The organism is Flavobacterium sp. (assembly GCF_034111225.1).
GTDB lineage: Bacteria > Bacteroidota > Bacteroidia > Flavobacteriales > Flavobacteriaceae > Flavobacterium.
Window position 1 is genome coordinate 558251 of sequence record NZ_JAWUXR010000011.1, and the last position, 19114, is coordinate 577364.

Sequence of the window (19114 nt, forward strand, 5' to 3'; positions counted from 1 at the left end):
AAAATTAAAAACCTAAATTATTTTATAACTTGTGCAACTACCATAGCAGAATCAACAATCGCTACCGGAGCAACAACTTTAACTTCAACTGGAGCTGGTGCATTAGCATCTTTCCAAACTTGTGTAACAGTAGGCTTTTCAGCTAACCATTTTTTGAAATCCTCAGGAGTATCAACTACTATTTTCATTTGCATGTTATAGTGTGAGGCTCCACAAATCTTATTACATAATAATAAATAATCAAAAGTGTAAGGATCTAAAGCAGCTTTACCTTCAGCAACGAGCTTAAGGCTTTTTGCAGCTCTAATTTTATTGATTTTAATTACTTTAGCAACAATTTTTTCGTCTAAACGCATTTCAGCAGTTGTAACCGTAGGAACAAAAGCGAATTGGGTAACCATTCCCGGAACACAATTCATTTGCGCTCTAAAATGTGGCATATAAGCAGAGTGCAAGACGTCTTGAGAACGAAACTTAAATACAACTTTTTTACCTGTTGGAATATGTAATTCACTAACTGCCTTATCATCGTTTGCAGCAGGATCTTCCAAATCTACACCCAAAGTATTTACACCCTCAATATATCTTACGTTAGCCTTACCTAATGTATTATCTTCACCAGCATATCTAGCTTCCCAAGCAAATTGTTTAGCGTAAACTTCTACATACATTACATCTTCCTCTTCATCATAATACATAATATCATTCCAAGTATATAATCCATAAAGAATTAAACCAGAAAGTACAATTACCGGAATAATAGTCCAGATTGCTTCTAACTTATTGTTATCCGCTAAATACAATGCCTTTTGACCTTCTTTACCACTATATTTATGTGTAAAATAATGTAATAAGAACTGTGTTATAGTTTGTACGAAGAAAATTAATGCCATCGAAATGTTCATTAAATTATCTACTTCAGGACCATGAGCAGAAGCTGGAGTTCCTAAAACTAAATCTCCCCATACAACTAGAGAATAAATTGTAAATACATAAATGAAACCTAAAAAGGCAAACATTAAATAACCGTTAACCTTATTATCGTAATCATTAGCAACTCCAGAATCATCTTTTGAAGTACCAACTTGAGATAGGTCGAAAATTTTAGTCAATTGCCAAACTGCAATTCCAATTAAAGCTAAAACTAAGAATATCAATAAACTTGTCATTTGTTTATTTCTTTAAATATTAATAATGAAAATGTTTGCTCTCTTCAATATATGGGTTCCCTTTTGCAACAAGTGGAGCTTTTGTTAAAGCAGTAAACACTACAAAAATAAACAAACCTAAGAAGAACAACAATGAACTAATTTCTGGAATTCCTATATACCATTGATCACCAACAGTTGCAGGCATAATCATGTTGAAAAAATCAAGATAATGACCAAATAAAACAACAATACCAGCCATAACAATAATCCAAGTTAATCGCTTAAAGTCCGTGTTGATTAAAATTAAAAATGGAAATACAAAATTCATAACTAACATTCCAAAAAATGGTAAGTTATAATTTTCGATTCTTGTTACATAGTAAGTAACTTCCTCTGGAATATTAGAGTACCAAATTAACATGAATTGAGAAAACCATAAATAAGTCCAGAAAATACTAAATCCAAACATAAATTTAGCTAAATCATGTATGTGACTTGTATTTACTTCTGGCAATAAATCTTTTGATTTCAAATATAATGCTACAAATGCAATAACTGTAATTCCACTAACTACAAAACTTGCAAACACATACCATCCAAACAATGTACTGTACCAATGTGGGTCAACAGACATAATCCAATCCCAAGACATGATAGATTCTGAAACAATAAAGAATACTAAAAACATTGCAGAGATATTGAAATTCTTTTTGAAGAATAAATTATCAGTTGCATTATCTTGAGCAATTGAGTTTTTTCTTGAAAAGTAACGATATAAATTCCAAACAATTAGGAAAAAAGCAGCTCTACCAAGAAAGAAAGGCACATTTAAGTATCCTACTTTACCTTGTAATAAATGATCTTTAGCTACAACAGCTTCGTCCATCCAAACAAAAATACCATTATGTCCAAGATGCATACCGGCAGCTACAAGAACTAGAAAGAAAATAATAGAACCTGGCAACAAATAACTTGTTATCCCTTCCATTACTCTAAAAAGAACTGGTGACCAACCCGCCTGTGAAACATATTGAATAGCATAAAATGCTAAAACACCTACTGAAATTAACATAAAGAAAATACAAGCAACATAAAATGCAGCCCATGGCTTATTTTGTTGTTGATGTAATACGTGTTCTAAATGTTCTTTATGTTCAGCAGCTGCATGTGCATCATGAGCATCTGCGCCATGATGAGCTGTTGCATCTGCATGAGCATCATGCCCATGGTCAGCGCTTAATATCTGTTCAACTTCTTCAATCGTTTTTGGAGCTTTCATAAAGCCAACCCCAATACCAATTACCCCTACAATCATAAGGATAAGAGAAAAAGTTTTTAATTTACTTGAAAATGTATACATATCAATGATTTTCAAAAAAGTGTTTTACAATTATAATTCAGACTTCAGTTTCAAAACGTAATCAGCAACTTGCCATCTTTCTTCTTTAGAAAGTTGGTTTGCATGAGAACCCATAGAATTTAACCCATAAGTCACTACGTGAAAAATACTACCAACCGTTACCTCTCTATCAGCATAACTAGGAACTCCTAGAAATTTTTCTCTTTTAACTAAGGTTCCTTTTCCGTCTCCTTTTTCTCCGTGACAAATTGCACAATAAATATTGAACAATTCTTTACCTTTTTCTGTATTTCCAGAAATACTATCTAAAGGCGAAGTAGTTATTGTTTTAGAAAGCAAATAACCTTCTGGCGTATTTGGTATTTCATAAGGAACGAATCCTCTTTTTATAGAACCTTCTGCTGGTAATTGACCTTCTTTTCCTTTTAAACCATTTTCAGAATTAAATGCATCTGACTCTGAATAAGTTTCATATGCAACTGATTCATACATGTTAGGAAAAAACTGGTAGTTTGGTTTCGATTTATCAAAGCAAGATGTTGCTATGAATGACAAACCTAATACAGCTACTATTTTATATAAGCTTTTCATATCTTGATATTAATGCTTTTCGATTACTTTAACTTCTACTGCTCCTGTAGATTGGAAAAAAGAAACTAATTCTTCTTCGTTTCCATGAATACCAACTTCCATTAAAAAATGGTCATCTGTAGTTCTTACATCAGGATTTTCAGCTTGTTTAAATGGCCATAATTTACTTCTCATATAAAAAGTAATAACCATTAAGTGGGCTGCAAAAAATACTGTCATTTCAAACATAATAGGAACGAATGCAGGCATGTTTTGCAAATAACTAAAACTTGGTTTACCACCGATATCTTGTGGCCAATCATGAATCATGGTAAAATACATCATGAAAGTACCAACTGAAATTCCAACTACACCATACATAAATGATGCAATAGCAAGTCTTGTTGGCGCTAATCCCATAGCTTTGTCTAGTCCGTGTACTGGAAAAGGTGTATAAACCTCTTCGATATGATGATGAGCTGCTCTTGTTTGCTTTACAGCATCCATTAAAACATCGTCATCATTATATATAGCGTGTATAACTTTATTACTCATGATATTAATGATTATCTGAATTATGACCGTTTGCTTCTCTTGCTCTCTTATAATTATCTCCAGAAGATTTTAAAATAGTTTTAACCTCTGCTTGAGCAATTACTGGGAAACTTCTAGAATATAATAAGAATAATACAAAGAAGAATCCGATAGTTCCTATAAATATACCTGCATCAACAAATGTTGGTTGGAACATTGTCCATGATGATGGTAAATAATCTCTATGTAAAGAAGTAACAATAATTACGAAACGTTCAAACCACATACCTACGTTTACAACGATAGAAATGATAAATGAAGCCATAATACTTGTTCTAATTTTCTTAAACCACATTACTTGTGGAGAAACAACATTACACGCCATCATTAAGAAATATGCCCACCAGTAAGGACCAGTTGCTCTATTTAAAAATGCGTATTGTTCATATTCTACACCAGAATACCAAGCAATGAATAACTCCGTAATATAAGCACAACCAACTATAGAACCAGTAATCATGATTACAATATTCATTAATTCGATGTGTTGAACTGTAATATAATCTTCTAGGTTTGATACTTTTCTCATGATGATTAACAAGGTATTAACCATTGCAAATCCTGAAAATACAGCTCCCGCCACAAAATATGGAGGAAGGATTGTTGTATGCCAACCTGGCACAATAGAAGTTGCGAAGTCAAAAGATACAATTGTATGTACAGAAAGTACAAGAGGAGTGGCTAAACCAGCTAATACTAATGAAACTTCTTCAAAACGTTGCCAGTCTTTTGCTCTACCACTCCATCCAAAAGAAAGTATAGAATATACTCTTTTTGTGAAAGGAGTAATTGCTCTATCTCTAAGCATTGCAAAATCAGGCAGTAAACCAGTCCACCAGAACACTAACGATACTGATAAATATGTTGAAATTGCAAATACATCCCAAAGTAATGGTGAGTTAAAGTTAACCCACAATGAACCAAATTGATTTGGAATAGGTAAAACCCAGTATCCTAACCATGGACGACCCATGTGAATAATTGGAAACAAACCTGCTTGCATTACAGAGAAAATTGTCATTGCTTCTGCAGAACGGTTAATTGCCATTCTCCATTTTTGACGGAATAACAATAATACTGCTGAGATTAAGGTTCCGGCGTGACCAATACCAACCCACCAAACGAAGTTAGTAATATCCCAAGCCCAACCAATTGTTTTATTTAATCCCCAAGTTCCTATACCTGTAGTGATGGTATAAATCATACAACCTAATCCGTAAAGAAAAGCAGCTAATGCGATTGAAAATACAATCCACCATTGCTTATTAGCTCTACCTTCAACAGGTGCTGCAACATCTACAGTAACATCGTGGTAAGATTTACTTCCTACTACTAAAGGCTTTCTAATGGGTGCTTCGTAATGAGACGACATATCCTTTATATTGTTTCTTAATTAATAATTATTTATCGTTTCTAACTTTAACATGGTAGATTACATTTGGTTTTGTACCAATGTGCTCTAATAAGTGATACATACGGTCATCTTCTACTAAAGCAGCAACTTGACTTTCTTTATCGTTTATGTCTCCAAAAACCATTGCTCCGCTTGAACAAGCAGCAGAACATGCCGTTTGGAATTCACCATCTTTTACTAATCTACCTTCACGCTTAGCGTTTAACTTAACCGCTTGAGTCATTTGGATACACATAGAACATTTCTCCATAACTCCACGTGAACGAACATTAACATCTGGATTTAATACCATACGTCCTAAATCATCATTCATATGATAATCAAATTCGCTGTTTTTGTTGTATAAGAACCAGTTGAATCTTCTAACTTTATATGGACAGTTGTTTGCACAGTAACGAGTACCTACACAACGATTATAAGCCATTTGATTTTGACCTTCTCTACCATGAGATGTTGCAGCAACAGGACAAACTGTTTCACAAGGTGCATGATTACAGTGTTGACACATAACAGGCTGGAAAGCCACTTGAGGATTTTCTGACGGATCTTCCATTGCAGCTAAAGTACTTACCGAATCCATAAGACCAGTAGTTCCTCCCTTAAGTTTGTTATCCCCATCAAAAGTTTCTTGAGAAGAATAATATCTATCAATACGCAACCAGTGCATATCTCTACTTCTTCTTACTTCATCTTTACCTACAACAGGAACGTTATTTTCTGCATGACATGCAATAACACAAGCTCCACATCCAGTACACGCATTCAAATCAATAGACAAATTGAAATGATGACCTGTTGATCTGTCAAATGAAGTCCATAAATCTACTTCTGTAGCAGGAGTTTCTTTATGATCTAAAGACACCATTGGAACTGGGTTCCAAACAGCAGAATCTTTAGAATTAAATATCTCTAAGGTAGTTTCTTTGATGATATCACCTCTACCCATTAATGTTTTTTGCAATTGAACACAAGCAAATTCATGTTCACCTTCTTCTTTAGCAATAGAAACAGTTTGATTCGCATTTAAGTTAGCATACAATTCATATGCATTAACACCTACTTGCATTTCTTGCTTCATAGAAGCTTTTTTACCGTAACCAAAAGCTAAACCAACAGTTCCCTTAGCTTGACCTGGTTGAATAATAACAGGCACTTTATTCAAAGTAGTATTCCCAACTTTTAAAGTAACATAACTACCATTTAAACCACCATTAGCTACGTTCCAATTTTCTAACCCTGATTTTTCAGCATCAGCTTTAGAAACCGTAACGTAATTATCCCAAGAAGCTCTTGTGATTGGATCAGGAAACTCTTGTAACCATGGGTTGTTTGCTTGTTGACCATCTCCCATTCCTGTTTTAGTATACAATACCAAATCAAGTCCAGTAGATTTTGAAGAAGCTAATTTTGAAGCAGAAGCTGATGCATCTACAACACTTGCAGATAAAGGTGCAACTTCAGAAACAGCAAAACCATCATGAACCGTTTGATTCCAAGTTTTTCCGTTTAACTGACTTGCAGCAAAACCTTTTAAATAATCGTGATAAGAAGTAGCATTTTCAGTTAATGATAATAAAACTTCTTGTAATTGTTTTGTATCGAATAATGGACGAATTGTTGGTTGCATTACACTATAATGTCCTCTTTTAAGAGCAATATCTCCCCAAGATTCTAAATAATGTGGCGCAGCAGCAGCAATACTAGTTACACTAGCTGTTTCATCTTCCTTCATTGAGAAAGCAACAGAAAGTTTTACTTTTTTAAGTCCAGCAACAAACTCTTTTGAATTTGCTAAAGTATAAACCGGATTCACACCGCTCATAATTAGAGTATGAACAGAACCAGCATTCATATCAGTTACTAATTGAGCAACTGCCTTTGCATCTCCTTTTCTAGTTAAACGAGCTGCAGAAGGATTGAAAGATTCAGAAGAGATTGCAATATTAATAGCCAAAACTAATAATTGTGCGTCTTTATCATCTAAACCAGAAACCAAAACTCCTTTAGAACCAGCTGCTTTTAATTGGCTCGCAGCTTTAGTAACTAAATCTTCGTTTGAAATTTTAGCAGTTACAACTGAAGAACCAGTAATAGTATTATAAATTTTTACTAAAGCTAATTTTTGCTCCGTAACATTTAACGGAATTCTTTTATCTGCATTTGCACCAGCTAAAGACATATTTGCCTCTAATTGGAAGTGCTTAGACATTTTACCTTGTTTAGGCACACGTCCTCTTGAATAAGAAGCATCATAACCTCCACCTTGCCAATCACCTAAGATATCAGCTCCAACAGAAACGATTACGTCTGATTTTGAAAAATCATAATCAGCTAACCCTCTTACACCATAAACAGATTGAAAAGCATCTAAAGCATTTGACTCTGAAACCGCATCATAAACCACTTTCTTAACAGATGGATATTTTGCAACTAAATCAGCAATCAATGCATCAGTAGATGGACTTGCAATAGTATTAGTTAACAACACTACGCTTCCGCCTTTAGCTTTTGCGTCTTCTAATGAAGATTTTATTTTAGAGGTAACTTCTGACCAAGCAGCGTCTTTACCTGCAATTTTTGATTGCTTTAAACGTAAGCTATCATATAATGAAAGTACAGATGCATGAACTCTAGCGTTTGCTCCAGAAACAGCTCCTTCTAATTTATTGTTTTCAACTTTAATTGGACGACCTTCGCGAGTCTTAATTAAAATGTTAGCGAAATCAAAACCATCAGCAATTGTAGTTGCATAATAATCTGCTACACCCGGAATTACTTCTTCTGGCTGTATAACATAAGGAATTGATTTCACAACCGGACCTTCACAAGCAGCTAACGAAGCGGCCGCAGTACTAAATCCAACGTATTTCAAAAAGTCACGACGAGAAGTTGATGCATTTGCAAGTGAATCTTTATCTCCTAAAAACTCATCTACAGGAATTTGCTCAACAAACTCATTGTTTCTTAGCGTCTCAACAATAGAACTATTTTCGTTTAGTTCTTCAACACTTTTCCAGTATTTTTTGTTTGATGCCATATTATATATAGATATTAAACTTCTTAATTATTATTAATAGTGGCATTTACCACATTCTAAACCTCCCATTTGCGCAGCAGTTAAACTACTAACACCATATTTCTTAGAAAGCTCTTCGTGTACTTTTTTATAGTACTCATTATCTTCAACCTTCACATTTGTTTCTCTGTGACAGTTAATACACCATCCCATAGTTAATGGAGAATGTTGCTTCATGATTTCCATTTCTTCAACAGGACCATGACATTTTTGACATTCAACACCTGCAACAGTAACGTGTTGTGAGTGATTAAAGTAAACGAAATCAGGTAAATTATGAATTCTAATCCATTTCACCGGAGTAGTTTTTCCTGTATATTTTTGAGCTGACTTATCCCAACCAACTGCGTCGTATAACTTTTGAATCTCATTATTATAATCAACTCCATATTCATTTCCTTCCGCCAATGTTTCAGGAGTAACCTCACCAATGTTTTTATGACAATTCATACAAACATTTAATGATGGAATATTAGAATGCTTACTAACTCTTGCAGCTGAGTGACAGTACTTACAATCTATCTCATTATCACCTGCGTGAATTCTGTGAGAATAATGAATTGGTTGTATTGGCTCATAATCTTGATCTACACCAACCTGCATTAAATATCCGTATGCAAAATATGCAGACATCAATAGAAACAAGACTGCTGTTACCAAAACTAAAAATTGATTTTTAGCATATGCTTTCCATATTGGTAAAGATTTTTCTTTAGAAGCAACTTCAATACCATTAGAATTAGCAATTTTAGTTAAAACATTTCTAACCAAGAACAACATAACAACTAACATCAACAACACTAAAGAAAGCGCAGCTAATATTATATTGTTTGAAATTCCAGAATCAGAATTGGCTGATGCATTTTCCATACTTGGAACAGGTCCAGTAGGCGTTGGCAAAACTTCTGAGGTATAAGCTAAAATATTATCAATGTCAGCATTTGACAATTGAGGAAAAGCAGTCATTGCAACTTTTCCGTTTTCTTCATACACCTTTACTGCTTGAGCATCTCCTGACTTAATAAGGTCACTACTGTTTTTTACCCATTTATACAACCATTCTTTATCATACTTATCCGCTACACCACGAAGCGCAGGCCCCGTTGCTTTAGCATCTAATTTATGACATGCTGCACAATTAGCATTAAACAACTCTTTACCCTTTACTGCATCTGCTCCTGCCGTAACAGGAACTGCCGCATCTTCAGCAGCATCTTGAGAATACATAGATAAAGAAAAAGATAGCAATAAAGCTAAACTGAAGAAAATCTTTGAAAACGACTTATGGTTACCCACCTTTTTCATATTTAATTAATGATTATCGACAAAATTGGTACGATATTAGTTATAATAACTACTATAAAAATATCGCACTTTAATTTTAAACTCCGACAAAAATACAATATTCGGACTATTCTAAAAACCTTAATATTATCTTAAAATGTAATTTATATTTATTCTAAATAATTTGAGGGGTTTTGAATTCTATTTTTAGTTGTATTTTTGTTTTAAATATAATTCATTATGAGAAATTTAGCACTTAGACCAATTCTACTTATCAGTTTCATATTCTTATTGTTAAGCTCAAAAACTTTTGCACAAGAATCAAAAACTACTGTTGAGCAAGATGCAAAATTCCAACTTTTACTTAAAGAAAAACAAAAAATAAATAATAACATATCTATTACAGATAGTTATAAAATTCAAATATTTTATGGTTCTGGAGAAGAGTCTAAAAAGAAACTTTCTGAATTTAAAAGAGATTTCAAAGACATTGAGGGCACAATAATATACTCAAATCCTACTTACAAAGTATATGTAGGGAATTACAAGTCTAGACTTCATGCTGAAAAGGTATTAATAGACATTAAAAAGAAATATCCGAGTGCGCTTTTAATAAAACCAGGTAAATAAATGATTTTAAATAAAATTATATTATTTTTATTATTCACCTTATTTGGTTTGCAATTATTTTTTCAAAATGCAGATGGATTAGTCCATAAATTTATTGAATTAAGACAATCCTATATTATTGAAAAAACAAATTGCAAGACTACTTTTGTTTTTTCAAAAAAGGAATATTTATTGCTAAAAGGGACTAAAGAAATCATTGTAGACAATATTTATTACGATATAAAAAAAGTAGATCATTTAAAGAATACGATAAAATTATTTGTAATTGAAGATAAAAATGAAAGTTTTGTAAAATACCTCAGTTATTCTTTAAAAAAAGAAAAATCAAAGAAAAACAAAGCAAAACTTAAAAGAGGAATTACCCTATCTTTAACTTTTCAGGAGGAAATTAAAAATAATTTTATCACAATTGACGGAAGACAAAATAATTTTTATTTTGAACAAAATAAGAACATCAAAGTAGTTATCCCTATACTTAAACCGCCAATTGTTTAAAAAGATTTCAGATTAGAGTACAAAAACTAAACAAAGACTTTTAAATAATTAAAATATCTAATGAAAAAATTAATAAACTTAACCTTATTGATAGTGTTTTCTTTTGGGTTTTCCCAAACACAAAAAGACACAATTAAAACCAATCAACTTGAAGAAGTTATCGTAGTAACTAACAAAGTGCCGAGGTCGAAAGAATTGATTCCATTTCAAATTGAATCTGTTTCTCAAAAAGAAATTGAATTTCAGAACTATCAAAACACTGCTGATTTATTAGCCAATTCAGGAAATTTACACGTGCAAAAATCACAACAAGGCGGTGGAAGTCCAACTATTAGAGGTTTTGAATCTAGTAGAGTTCTTTTAATGGTAGACGGAGTAAGAATGAATAATTTAATTTTCCGTTCAGGACATTTGCAAAATGCAATTACAGTTGACGAAAATTTACTTGAAAATGTAGATATATTTTATGGACCAACCTCTACTCTTTTTGGAAGTGATGCACTTGGTGGAACTGTAAGCATGAATACTAAAAAAGCAAAGTATTTAAGCAGTAATACTAAGTTTTTAAGCGGTAACGCTTCTACTCGATATGGTTCAGTAAATGAAGAAAAATCTGGTTATTTTGATTTGAATTTTGCAGGAACAAATTGGGCATCCTTGACTTCATTTTCTTATAATGATTTCGGTGACTTAAGAATGGGGAAAAAAAGAAATAAAAACAATCCTTACTTTGGAGAAAGAGACTATTATGTAGAGACCGTAAACGGAGTTGATATTTTAGTGGCAAATGAAAATAAATATATTCAGAAAAACTCCGCTTTCAAACAGTATAATTTTATGCAAAAATTGGCTTATAAAACGGCCAAAGGATTTGAACACGGCTTAAACTTTCAATACTCAACTTCAACAGATGTTCCAAGATATGATAGATTAACAGACGTCTCGTCTTCTACAGGTTTGAAAAATGCAGAATGGTATTATGGACCACAAAAGAGATTACTTGCAATTTACAGTTTATCTAAAGAAAAACTTATTTTAAACAGTGACTTTAAAGTAGACTTTGCCTACCAAAACGTAGAAGAAAGCAGACACAATAGAAGATTTGGAAATTACAACTTGCAAAACAGAACGGAAAAAGTAAACATGTTCTCTACGTCTATAGATTTACATAAAAAATTCACAAAGGGAGAGCTATTTTATGGTTTAGAATCATATTATGAAACCCTAAAATCTGATGCGTACTCAAACAACATAAATACGGGAGCTGTTTCAAATATTGATACTCGTTACCCAAATGGAAACAATTATATGATGAGAAATGATTTTTATATTTCTTATAATGAAAAGTCAACCGCTAAAACAGCATGGAACTTAGGCGCAAGAGCTGGATACACTTTACTACACAGTAGCATTGATGATGATGCATTTTTTCCATTGCCTTTTAACTCAATTAACCAACAAAACTTTACTTACAGCGCAACCGCTGGTTTAATCCATCAACCTTCTAAAAATGTTGATTTAAAAACAAATATTAGTAGTGGTTTTAGGGTTCCTAATATTGATGATTTAGCTAAAGTATTTGAGTCTGGTGGAGGATATGTTATTGTTCCAAATGCAGATTTAAGTCCAGAAAAAACCATAACTACAGATTTAGGCTTTGTAATCAAAAGCAACAACAAACGTTTTCAACTAGAAAACACGTATTTCTATACACGCTTTTTTGACGCTATTGTAACTGATAATTTTATATATGAAGGCCAATCTACTATTTTATATAACGGAGTTAACAGTCAAGTTTTAGCGAATCAAAATAAAGGGAAAGCTTTTGTAACAGGGTTTTCAACTAATTTAAAAGCATATCTATTTGAAAATTTACAATTAAACGGATCATTTAATTACACTTTAGGAAGAATTACTGAAGATAGCGGAAGAAGCCCTTTAGACCACATTCCTCCTTTTTACGGAAAACTTGGTTTGAATTATGCTAAACGCTGGGGAACACTTGAAGCTTATATACTTTTCAATGGTAAAAAACCTATTAGTGATTACTACTTAAATGGTGAAGATAACGAACAATACGCTCCTAATGGAGGAATGCCAGCTTGGGAAACATACAATTTCAAAACGGCATTTAACATCATTAGAGGCGGAACTTTATTTGTTGGTGTAGAAAACATATTAGATACACAATACCGCGTTTTTGCATCAGGAATCAATGCTCCTGGAAGAAATATTTACGGCGGAATAAAATATAGTTTTTAAGATAAATCCTTTTTTAATTAAAAATTCGCTTACATTAATCTGTAAGCGAATTTTTTTTATTCTTTTTTACAAAGTGGAAAAGGTCCTCCAGGCAAAGCATAGCCTTTTGGGTATTCTTTATTATAAACAGTCAACATGCTGTAATAGCAGTTTTTTACTGAAGAAACAATTTTTACTTTAATTCTTTCACCTACTTCAAAATTTGAAGTATTACTTAGTATTTTAACACAAATCAAATCGTACTCACAATCGTTTATCCAATTAACATCCCAAATCATTTCTAAATTTTCATCCTCATAACTTTTTTGCACAGAACCATTTCTAACTGAAATTTTATCTGGCATAGAAGGGTAGTAAAAACTTCCATTTTTAAACCTTTCACATTCTTTATTTTGAGCAGAAAAAAATGTAGAAATTAATAACGCTATAAGGAGAAATCGTATTTTCATAAGGAACTATTTATAGTATAAATATAAACAAAAAAATCCCAAGTGAAAACTTGGGATTTTATATTTATAAAATTGAAAGGTATTATCTCAATTTCTTTTTAACTTCTATTTCATGGAAACATTCGATAACATCAAGCTCATTAAGGTCGTTATATCCTTTAATTTGCATACCACAATCATATCCTTTAGAAACATCCTTAACGTCATCTTTAAATCGTTTTAAAGCAATTAATTCTCCAGTATATATTACAACACCCTCTCTAATTAAACGAATCTGTCCATTTCTTAAGATTTTACCATCAGTAACCATACAACCTGCAATAGTACCTACTTTAGAAATTTTGAATAATTCTCTAACTTCTGCAGTTCCTGTAATTTCTTCTTTCAATTCTGGAGAAAGCATTCCTTCCATTGCATCTTTTAAATCATCAATAGCAGCGTAAATAATTGAATAGTTACGGATATCGATTTCTTCTTTTTCAGCAAGTTGCTTAGCATTTCCTTGAGGACGAACGTTGAATCCAATAATAATTGCATCAGAAGCCGAAGCTAATAACACATCAGATTCAGTAATTGCACCTACACCTTTATGAATAATATTGATTTGAATTTCTTCTGTTGACAATTTAGAGAACGAATCAGCTAAAGCTTCTACAGAACCATCCACATCTCCTTTAAGGATTATGTTTAACTCTTTAAATTGACCTAATGCAATACGACGACCGATTTCTGCAAGCGTAATGTGCTTTTGAGTACGAACAGATTGCTCACGTTGTAATTGCGTACGTTTTGCAGCAACTTGTTTTGCTTCTCTTTCATCATCATAAACAGAAAACTTATCACCTGCTGTTGGCGCTCCATCTAAACCTAATATAGAAACTGGAGTTGACGGACCTGCAACAGTAACATTGTTACCACGTTCATCATACATCGCTTTAATTTTACCATGGTTTTTACCTGCTAACATGTAATCTCCAATTTTTAAAGTTCCGGCTTGTACTAATATTGTTGACACATAACCTCTACCTTTATCTAATTGTGCTTCTACAACTGTACCAATGGCATTTTTATTTGGATTTGCTTTAAGCTCTAAAACTTCTGCTTCAAGCAATACTTTTTCTAATAATTCTTTAACCCCAGTACCCATTTTTGCAGAAATATCATGCGATTGGTATTTACCTCCCCAGTCTTCAACTAGTAAGTTCATTGCCGCAAGTTTTTCTTTAATTTTTTCAGGGTTTGCTGTTTGTTTATCTACTTTATTAATTGCAAAAATCATTGGCACTCCAGCAGCTTGTGCATGGCTAATTGCCTCTTTTGTTTGTGGCATGATATCGTCATCCGCCGCAACAACAATAATTGCAATATCTGTTACTTGAGCACCACGAGCACGCATTGCGGTAAAAGCCTCGTGACCTGGAGTATCTAAGAAAGCAATTGTTTCTCCACCTTCTAATTCTACTCCGTAAGCACCAATATGTTGTGTAATTCCACCCGATTCACCACCAATTACATTTGTATCTCTAATGTAATCTAGTAAAGATGTTTTACCGTGATCTACGTGTCCCATTACAGTAACTATAGGAGCTCTATGTACTAAATCTTCTGGTTTGTCTAAAATTACTTCAGCAGCTTCTTCAATATCTGTAGTTATGAATTCAATTTCATATCCAAATTCATCAGCAACAATTGAAAGTGTCTCAGCATCTAAACGCTGATTCATAGTTACCATGATCCCTAAAGACATACAAGTTCCAATTACTTTTGTAATAGGCACATCCATTAAAGAAGCAATTTCTCCAACAGTTACAAATTCAGTAACTTTTAAAATTTTGCTATCTAAATCTTTTTGTTCTAACTCATCATCAACACGTTGACGGTGAGAGTCTCTTTTATCTTTACGGTATTTTGCAGCTTTTGAACCTCTTTTACCTTTTCCTTGAAGTCTTTCAAGAGTTTCTTTAATTTGGTTTTTAACCTCTTCTTCAGTAGGCTCAGTTTTTTGAACAACTACTTTTTTACCTTTACTAAACCTACTGTCTTTAGAAAAAACTTTCTTAACTCCACCAGCTTGAGTATTTGCAGCACCTGGTTTTGCACCTGGAACTGGCTTAGTAATACGCTTACGTTTATTTTTGTTTGCATTATTACCTCCGGCAGTTGCGTCTGCTTTTTTACCTACTGTTTTAGGGTCTTCTTTTTTCTTTTTAGGTTTATTGAATTGACTTAAATCAATTTTTTGACCAGTAAAAGTAGTTCCAGAAAGTTTTTGATAATTTGTTGTTATCGTTTCTTCTTCAGTAGTTTCTGGAGTTGAACTTTCAGCTTCTTTAGATGCTTTTGGCTCTTCTTTTTTAGAAACTTCTACTTTAGGTTTATTGGGCTTCTCTTTTTTAGGTTTTTCAGAAACTTGATCCGAATCAACCTTTTTCGATTCTACAGGAGCAGCTTCAACAGTTTTTTCTTGTTTCTTAATCTCTACTTTTTTAGGGTTAAGATCAATTTTCCCAACAGATTTTGGTGCTTCAACAACAGCTTTAGCCTTGATAACTTCTTGACGTTTTTTTTCTGCTTCTGCTTCTTGCTGACGTTTCAACTCTTGTTCTTTTTCTAACTCTTTTTTAAGCGCCTCCTTCTCCTTCTTCTTTTCCTCACTTACTTCAAGAGATGCAACTTTTTTACCTTTATCGGCAGAAAAATTATTGCATAAGATGTTGTATTCTTCTTGAGATATTTTAGCATTAGGACTAGATTCAATTTCATGATTCTTTTCTTTTAAAAAGTCCACAGCTCTATCAAGAGAAATATTTAACTCTCTTAAAACTTTGTTGATTCTTATTACTCTATTGTCAGACATATAATCTTTTTATAATTCTTTTGTGTATTTATGTTGTTTAGTCTTAGGAATAGTAAATTAAAAATTAATCTTCTAATTCTTCTTTTAATATTCGAACAACATCTAAAATAGTTTCCTCTTCTAAATCTGTTCTTCTAACTAAATCTGCAACATCTTGGCTTAATACGCTTTTCGCCGTATCTAAACCTATTTTTTCGAATTCATCAATAATCCATCCTTCGATTTCATCTGAGAATTCTCTTAATTCAACATCTTCTTCTTCAACAACTCCTTCTCTAATAACATCTAATTCATATCCCGTCATTAAACAAGCTAATTTGATATTATGACCACCTCTACCAATTGCTTTAGAAACTTCTTCAACTTTTAAGAAAACTTCTGCCGTTTTTTTCTCTTCGTCAATTTTAACTGAAGATACTTTTGCAGGGCTCAATGCTCTTGTTATGAACAACTGTATGTTTGAAGTATAATTGATAACATCAATATTTTCATTTCCTAATTCACGTACAATTCCATGTATACGAGAACCTTTCATACCAACACAAGCACCAACAGGGTCAATTCTATCATCATAAGAATCTACAGCTACTTTTGCTTTTTCACCTGGAATTCTTACTACTTTTTTAACTGTAATTAATCCGTCGAAAACTTCAGGAATTTCTTGTTCAAATAATTTTTCTAAGAAATCTGGAGATGTTCTAGACATAATTATTTGTGGCTTATTCCCTTTTAACTCAACGTTTTCAATAATTCCTCTTACATTATCTCCTTTTTTGAAATAATCACTTGGAATTTGATTTTCTTTTGGCAAAATGATTTCATTACCATCATCATCCATCAATATAACCGCTTTAGGGCGTACATGATGAACTTCTGCAGTATAAATATCTCCAATTAAATCTTTAAATTGCTTATAAAGATTTGTATTGTCATGCTCATGAATTTTAGAAATTAAGTTTTGACGTAAAGCCAAAATAGCTCTTCTTCCTAATTGAATTAACTTCACTTCTTCAGAAACTTCTTCACCAACTTCAAAATCTGGCTCTATTCTTCTTGCTTCAGATATAGATATTTCAGAATTTGAATCTTCCACCTCACCGTCTTCAACAACAGTTCTGTTTCTCCAAATCTCCATGTCCCCTTTATCTGGATTAATGATAATATCAAAATTATCATCTGAACCATATTTCTTTTTAAGTGCATTTCTAAAAACGTCCTCTAAAATCGCCATTAAGGTAACTCTATCAATGAGCTTGTCGTCTTTAAATTCTGAAAACGAATCAATTAATGCAATATTCTCCATGCTAATTCTTTATTTAAAATGATATTATAACTGTTGCTTCTTTTATTTCACTATACAAAAGTTGTACTTTCTTTTCTACAGTTTCTTTTCCTTTTCCTATTTTTTTTTGCTCTCTTGCTTTCCATTCAAGAGTAATATTTTCATCTGAAGCCGCTGTTAATTGAGCTTCAATAACTTCATCATTAGTCTTTTTCACTTTTAAGGTTCTGTTTAGGTTCTTTTTAAATTGTCTTACCAATTTTAAAGGACTAGAAACACCTGCAGAAGCAACTTCTAATGAAAAATCTTCTTCTTCCCTATCTAACTTATCATCGATAGCTTTACTTACTTCGATACAGTCTTGTAAGTTCACACCATTATCACCATCTAAGGTAATAATAATCTTATTAGAACTGTCAATTTTCAAATCTATTAAGAACAAATCTTCTCTAGAATCAAAAACTTCATTAACCAACTCACTCACTTTATCTGTAAACGTCATATCTTATAAAAAGAGGCACGCAGTGCGTGCCTCATTATTAATTAAATAACAAATAATTTGCGCAAATATAAATAATATTTTTGAAATAAAAAAAATTGTCTATATAAGATTTAAGTCGTATCTTTATTGTACCAATTATAAAATATAACATTACTACAAATAACTATTTATGAAAAAAATTCTAGTACCAATCGATTTTTCAAAACATGCAGAATATGCTTTAAAAGTAGCTGCGCAAATTGCTAAAAAAAATGATGGAGAAGTGTTTTTGTTGCATATGCTTGAATTACCAAGTGCTGGCGGCGATGCATTATCTAATTCTCATGACATTCCTGAATTGATGCTTTTCAAAAACGCAGCAGTTAACAGAATGAATGATGCAATGCAGGCAAGTTACTTAGACGGTTTAAAGGTTACAAAGATTATACAATTTGAAATGGCATTTGAAGGAATTATCAAAAATGGAGAAAGCCATGGTGTAGATTTAATTGTAATGGGATCACATGGAGCAAGAGGCTTCCAAGAAATGTTCATTGGATCTAATACGGAAAAAGTTGTAAGAAACTCTAATGTTCCTGTTTTAGTAATAAAAAAGGAAGAGCCTAATTTTAGTGCTGATAAATTTGTATTTGCTTCAGATTTTTCAGAAGAGATAAAAAAACCTTTTGAAAAAGTAGCAGCTTTTGCAAACAAGTTCAATTCTCATCTTCATCTAGTAAACATTAATACTCCAAACAATTTTAAATCAACGAGAGTTGCTGAAAAAATTATGGAAGATTTTGTAAAAGACACTTCTGCAAAAAACTTTACAACTCACATTTACAACGACATTAATGTAGAAAAAGGAATTTTACATTTTGCAAAAAGCAACGATGTAGATATTATTGGAATGTGTACTCACGGCAGAAAAGGAATCGCGCATTTCTTTAACGGAAGTATTAGTGAAGACTTAGTTAATCATGCTAAAAGACCAGTCATTACATTTAAAATATAACTGCAAAACGGTAAAATAAAAAAAGTCCTGCTAGAAGCAGGACTTTTTTGTTGTCCCACAAGGACTCGAACCTTGAATGACGATACCAAAAACCGGAGTGTTACCATTACACCATGGGACAATACCAAACAACCTTTTCGATTGCGAGTGCAAATGTAAAACATATTTTTTATCCTGCAAATTTTTCTAAAAAA

Annotated in this window: 15 protein-coding genes and 1 tRNA gene; 4 read left to right on the plus strand and 12 right to left on the minus strand. The window is 32.5% G+C overall.

What is annotated here, in order from left to right; all coding sequences use genetic code 11:
- Nucleotides 1-17: 17 nt before the first annotated feature.
- From UXY25_RS07905 to UXY25_RS07935, 7 genes are read right to left on the minus strand one after another with little or no spacing between them, the layout of a single operon-like run.
- Nucleotides 18-1169 carry a cytochrome c oxidase subunit II gene (locus UXY25_RS07905; protein ID WP_320815457.1) on the minus strand — a complete coding sequence of 384 codons (1152 nt, stop codon included), beginning with the start codon at nt 1167-1169 and terminating at the stop codon, nt 18-20.
- 19 nt (nt 1170-1188) lie between these two features.
- Nucleotides 1189-2511: a quinol:cytochrome C oxidoreductase gene (locus tag UXY25_RS07910; protein WP_320815458.1), complete on the minus strand. Its 1323-nt coding sequence runs from the start codon at nt 2509-2511 to the stop codon at nt 1189-1191.
- Nucleotides 2512-2541: 30 nt separating this feature from the next.
- Nucleotides 2542-3102 (minus strand): cytochrome c, encoded by a 561-nt coding sequence (locus UXY25_RS07915; RefSeq protein WP_320815459.1) that lies wholly within the window; start codon nt 3100-3102, stop codon nt 2542-2544.
- A gap of 9 nt (nt 3103-3111) precedes the next feature.
- Nucleotides 3112-3636: a DUF3341 domain-containing protein gene (locus UXY25_RS07920; protein WP_320815460.1), complete on the minus strand. Its 525-nt coding sequence runs from the start codon at nt 3634-3636 to the stop codon at nt 3112-3114.
- Nucleotides 3637-3640: 4 nt separating this feature from the next.
- Nucleotides 3641-5047 (minus strand): NrfD/PsrC family molybdoenzyme membrane anchor subunit, encoded by a 1407-nt coding sequence (nrfD, locus tag UXY25_RS07925; RefSeq protein WP_320815461.1) that lies wholly within the window; start codon nt 5045-5047, stop codon nt 3641-3643.
- 28 nt (nt 5048-5075) lie between these two features.
- Nucleotides 5076-8126 (minus strand): TAT-variant-translocated molybdopterin oxidoreductase, encoded by a 3051-nt coding sequence (locus UXY25_RS07930; RefSeq protein ID WP_320815462.1) that lies wholly within the window; start codon nt 8124-8126, stop codon nt 5076-5078.
- 33 nt (nt 8127-8159) lie between these two features.
- A complete protein-coding gene (locus tag UXY25_RS07935) occupies nt 8160-9470 on the minus strand; it encodes a c-type cytochrome (RefSeq protein ID WP_320815463.1) in 1311 nt (436 codons plus the stop codon).
- Between the two features lie 219 nt (nt 9471-9689).
- Here UXY25_RS07935 and UXY25_RS07940 point away from each other — a divergent pair, with 219 nt between their 5' ends.
- Genes UXY25_RS07940 through UXY25_RS07950 form a run of 3 tightly spaced genes read left to right on the plus strand, consistent with a single transcriptional unit; the run spans nt 9690 to nt 12836 of the window.
- Nucleotides 9690-10079, plus strand: coding sequence for an SPOR domain-containing protein (locus UXY25_RS07940; RefSeq protein ID WP_320815464.1), 390 nt, complete (start codon nt 9690-9692; stop codon nt 10077-10079).
- Entirely contained in the window at nt 10080-10574 is a 495-nt protein-coding gene (locus UXY25_RS07945) for a hypothetical protein (RefSeq protein WP_320815465.1), read from the plus strand.
- A gap of 60 nt (nt 10575-10634) precedes the next feature.
- Nucleotides 10635-12836 carry a TonB-dependent receptor plug domain-containing protein gene (locus tag UXY25_RS07950; RefSeq protein WP_320815466.1) on the plus strand — a complete coding sequence of 734 codons (2202 nt, stop codon included), beginning with the start codon at nt 10635-10637 and terminating at the stop codon, nt 12834-12836.
- A gap of 56 nt (nt 12837-12892) precedes the next feature.
- On the opposite strand, the gene UXY25_RS07955 is transcribed toward UXY25_RS07950, so the two are convergent.
- The 4 genes from UXY25_RS07955 to rimP all read right to left on the minus strand — a co-directional run bounded on the left by UXY25_RS07955 (nt 12893) and on the right by rimP (nt 17926).
- Nucleotides 12893-13285 carry a hypothetical protein gene (locus UXY25_RS07955; RefSeq protein ID WP_320815467.1) on the minus strand — a complete coding sequence of 131 codons (393 nt, stop codon included), beginning with the start codon at nt 13283-13285 and terminating at the stop codon, nt 12893-12895.
- Between the two features lie 82 nt (nt 13286-13367).
- Nucleotides 13368-16142 (minus strand): translation initiation factor IF-2, encoded by a 2775-nt coding sequence (gene infB, locus UXY25_RS07960; RefSeq protein WP_320815468.1) that lies wholly within the window; start codon nt 16140-16142, stop codon nt 13368-13370.
- A 64-nt stretch (nt 16143-16206) separates the two neighbouring features.
- A complete protein-coding gene (gene nusA / locus UXY25_RS07965) occupies nt 16207-17445 on the minus strand; it encodes a transcription termination factor NusA (protein WP_320815469.1) in 1239 nt (412 codons plus the stop codon).
- 13 nt (nt 17446-17458) lie between these two features.
- Entirely contained in the window at nt 17459-17926 is a 468-nt protein-coding gene (rimP, locus tag UXY25_RS07970; RefSeq protein ID WP_320815470.1) for a ribosome assembly cofactor RimP, read from the minus strand.
- A gap of 169 nt (nt 17927-18095) precedes the next feature.
- Here rimP and UXY25_RS07975 point away from each other — a divergent pair, with 169 nt between their 5' ends.
- Nucleotides 18096-18920, plus strand: coding sequence for a universal stress protein (locus UXY25_RS07975; protein ID WP_320815471.1), 825 nt, complete (start codon nt 18096-18098; stop codon nt 18918-18920).
- A 50-nt stretch (nt 18921-18970) separates the two neighbouring features.
- Here UXY25_RS07975 and UXY25_RS07980 read toward each other — a convergent pair.
- A tRNA-Gln gene (locus tag UXY25_RS07980) sits at nt 18971-19041 on the minus strand.
- Nucleotides 19042-19114 lie beyond the last annotated feature (73 nt).

Coding starts and splice junctions, on each gene's coding strand:
- nrfD (WP_320815461.1), bottom strand. CDS start 5,047: ATGTCGTCTCATTACGAAGCACCCATTAGAAAGCCTTTAGTAGTAGGA.
- UXY25_RS07915 (WP_320815459.1), bottom strand. CDS start 3,102: ATGAAAAGCTTATATAAAATAGTAGCTGTATTAGGTTTGTCATTCATA.
- UXY25_RS07935 (WP_320815463.1), bottom strand. CDS start 9,470: ATGAAAAAGGTGGGTAACCATAAGTCGTTTTCAAAGATTTTCTTCAGT.
- UXY25_RS07975 (WP_320815471.1), top strand. CDS start 18,096: ATGAAAAAAATTCTAGTACCAATCGATTTTTCAAAACATGCAGAATAT.
- UXY25_RS07950 (WP_320815466.1), top strand. CDS start 10,635: ATGAAAAAATTAATAAACTTAACCTTATTGATAGTGTTTTCTTTTGGG.
- UXY25_RS07910 (WP_320815458.1), bottom strand. CDS start 2,511: ATGTATACATTTTCAAGTAAATTAAAAACTTTTTCTCTTATCCTTATG.
- UXY25_RS07940 (WP_320815464.1), top strand. CDS start 9,690: ATGAGAAATTTAGCACTTAGACCAATTCTACTTATCAGTTTCATATTC.
- rimP (WP_320815470.1), bottom strand. CDS start 17,926: ATGACGTTTACAGATAAAGTGAGTGAGTTGGTTAATGAAGTTTTTGAT.
- UXY25_RS07905 (WP_320815457.1), bottom strand. CDS start 1,169: ATGACAAGTTTATTGATATTCTTAGTTTTAGCTTTAATTGGAATTGCA.
- UXY25_RS07920 (WP_320815460.1), bottom strand. CDS start 3,636: ATGAGTAATAAAGTTATACACGCTATATATAATGATGACGATGTTTTA.
- UXY25_RS07955 (WP_320815467.1), bottom strand. CDS start 13,285: ATGAAAATACGATTTCTCCTTATAGCGTTATTAATTTCTACATTTTTT.
- nusA (WP_320815469.1), bottom strand. CDS start 17,445: ATGGAGAATATTGCATTAATTGATTCGTTTTCAGAATTTAAAGACGAC.
- UXY25_RS07930 (WP_320815462.1), bottom strand. CDS start 8,126: ATGGCATCAAACAAAAAATACTGGAAAAGTGTTGAAGAACTAAACGAA.
- infB (WP_320815468.1), bottom strand. CDS start 16,142: ATGTCTGACAATAGAGTAATAAGAATCAACAAAGTTTTAAGAGAGTTA.
- UXY25_RS07945 (WP_320815465.1), top strand. CDS start 10,080: ATGATTTTAAATAAAATTATATTATTTTTATTATTCACCTTATTTGGT.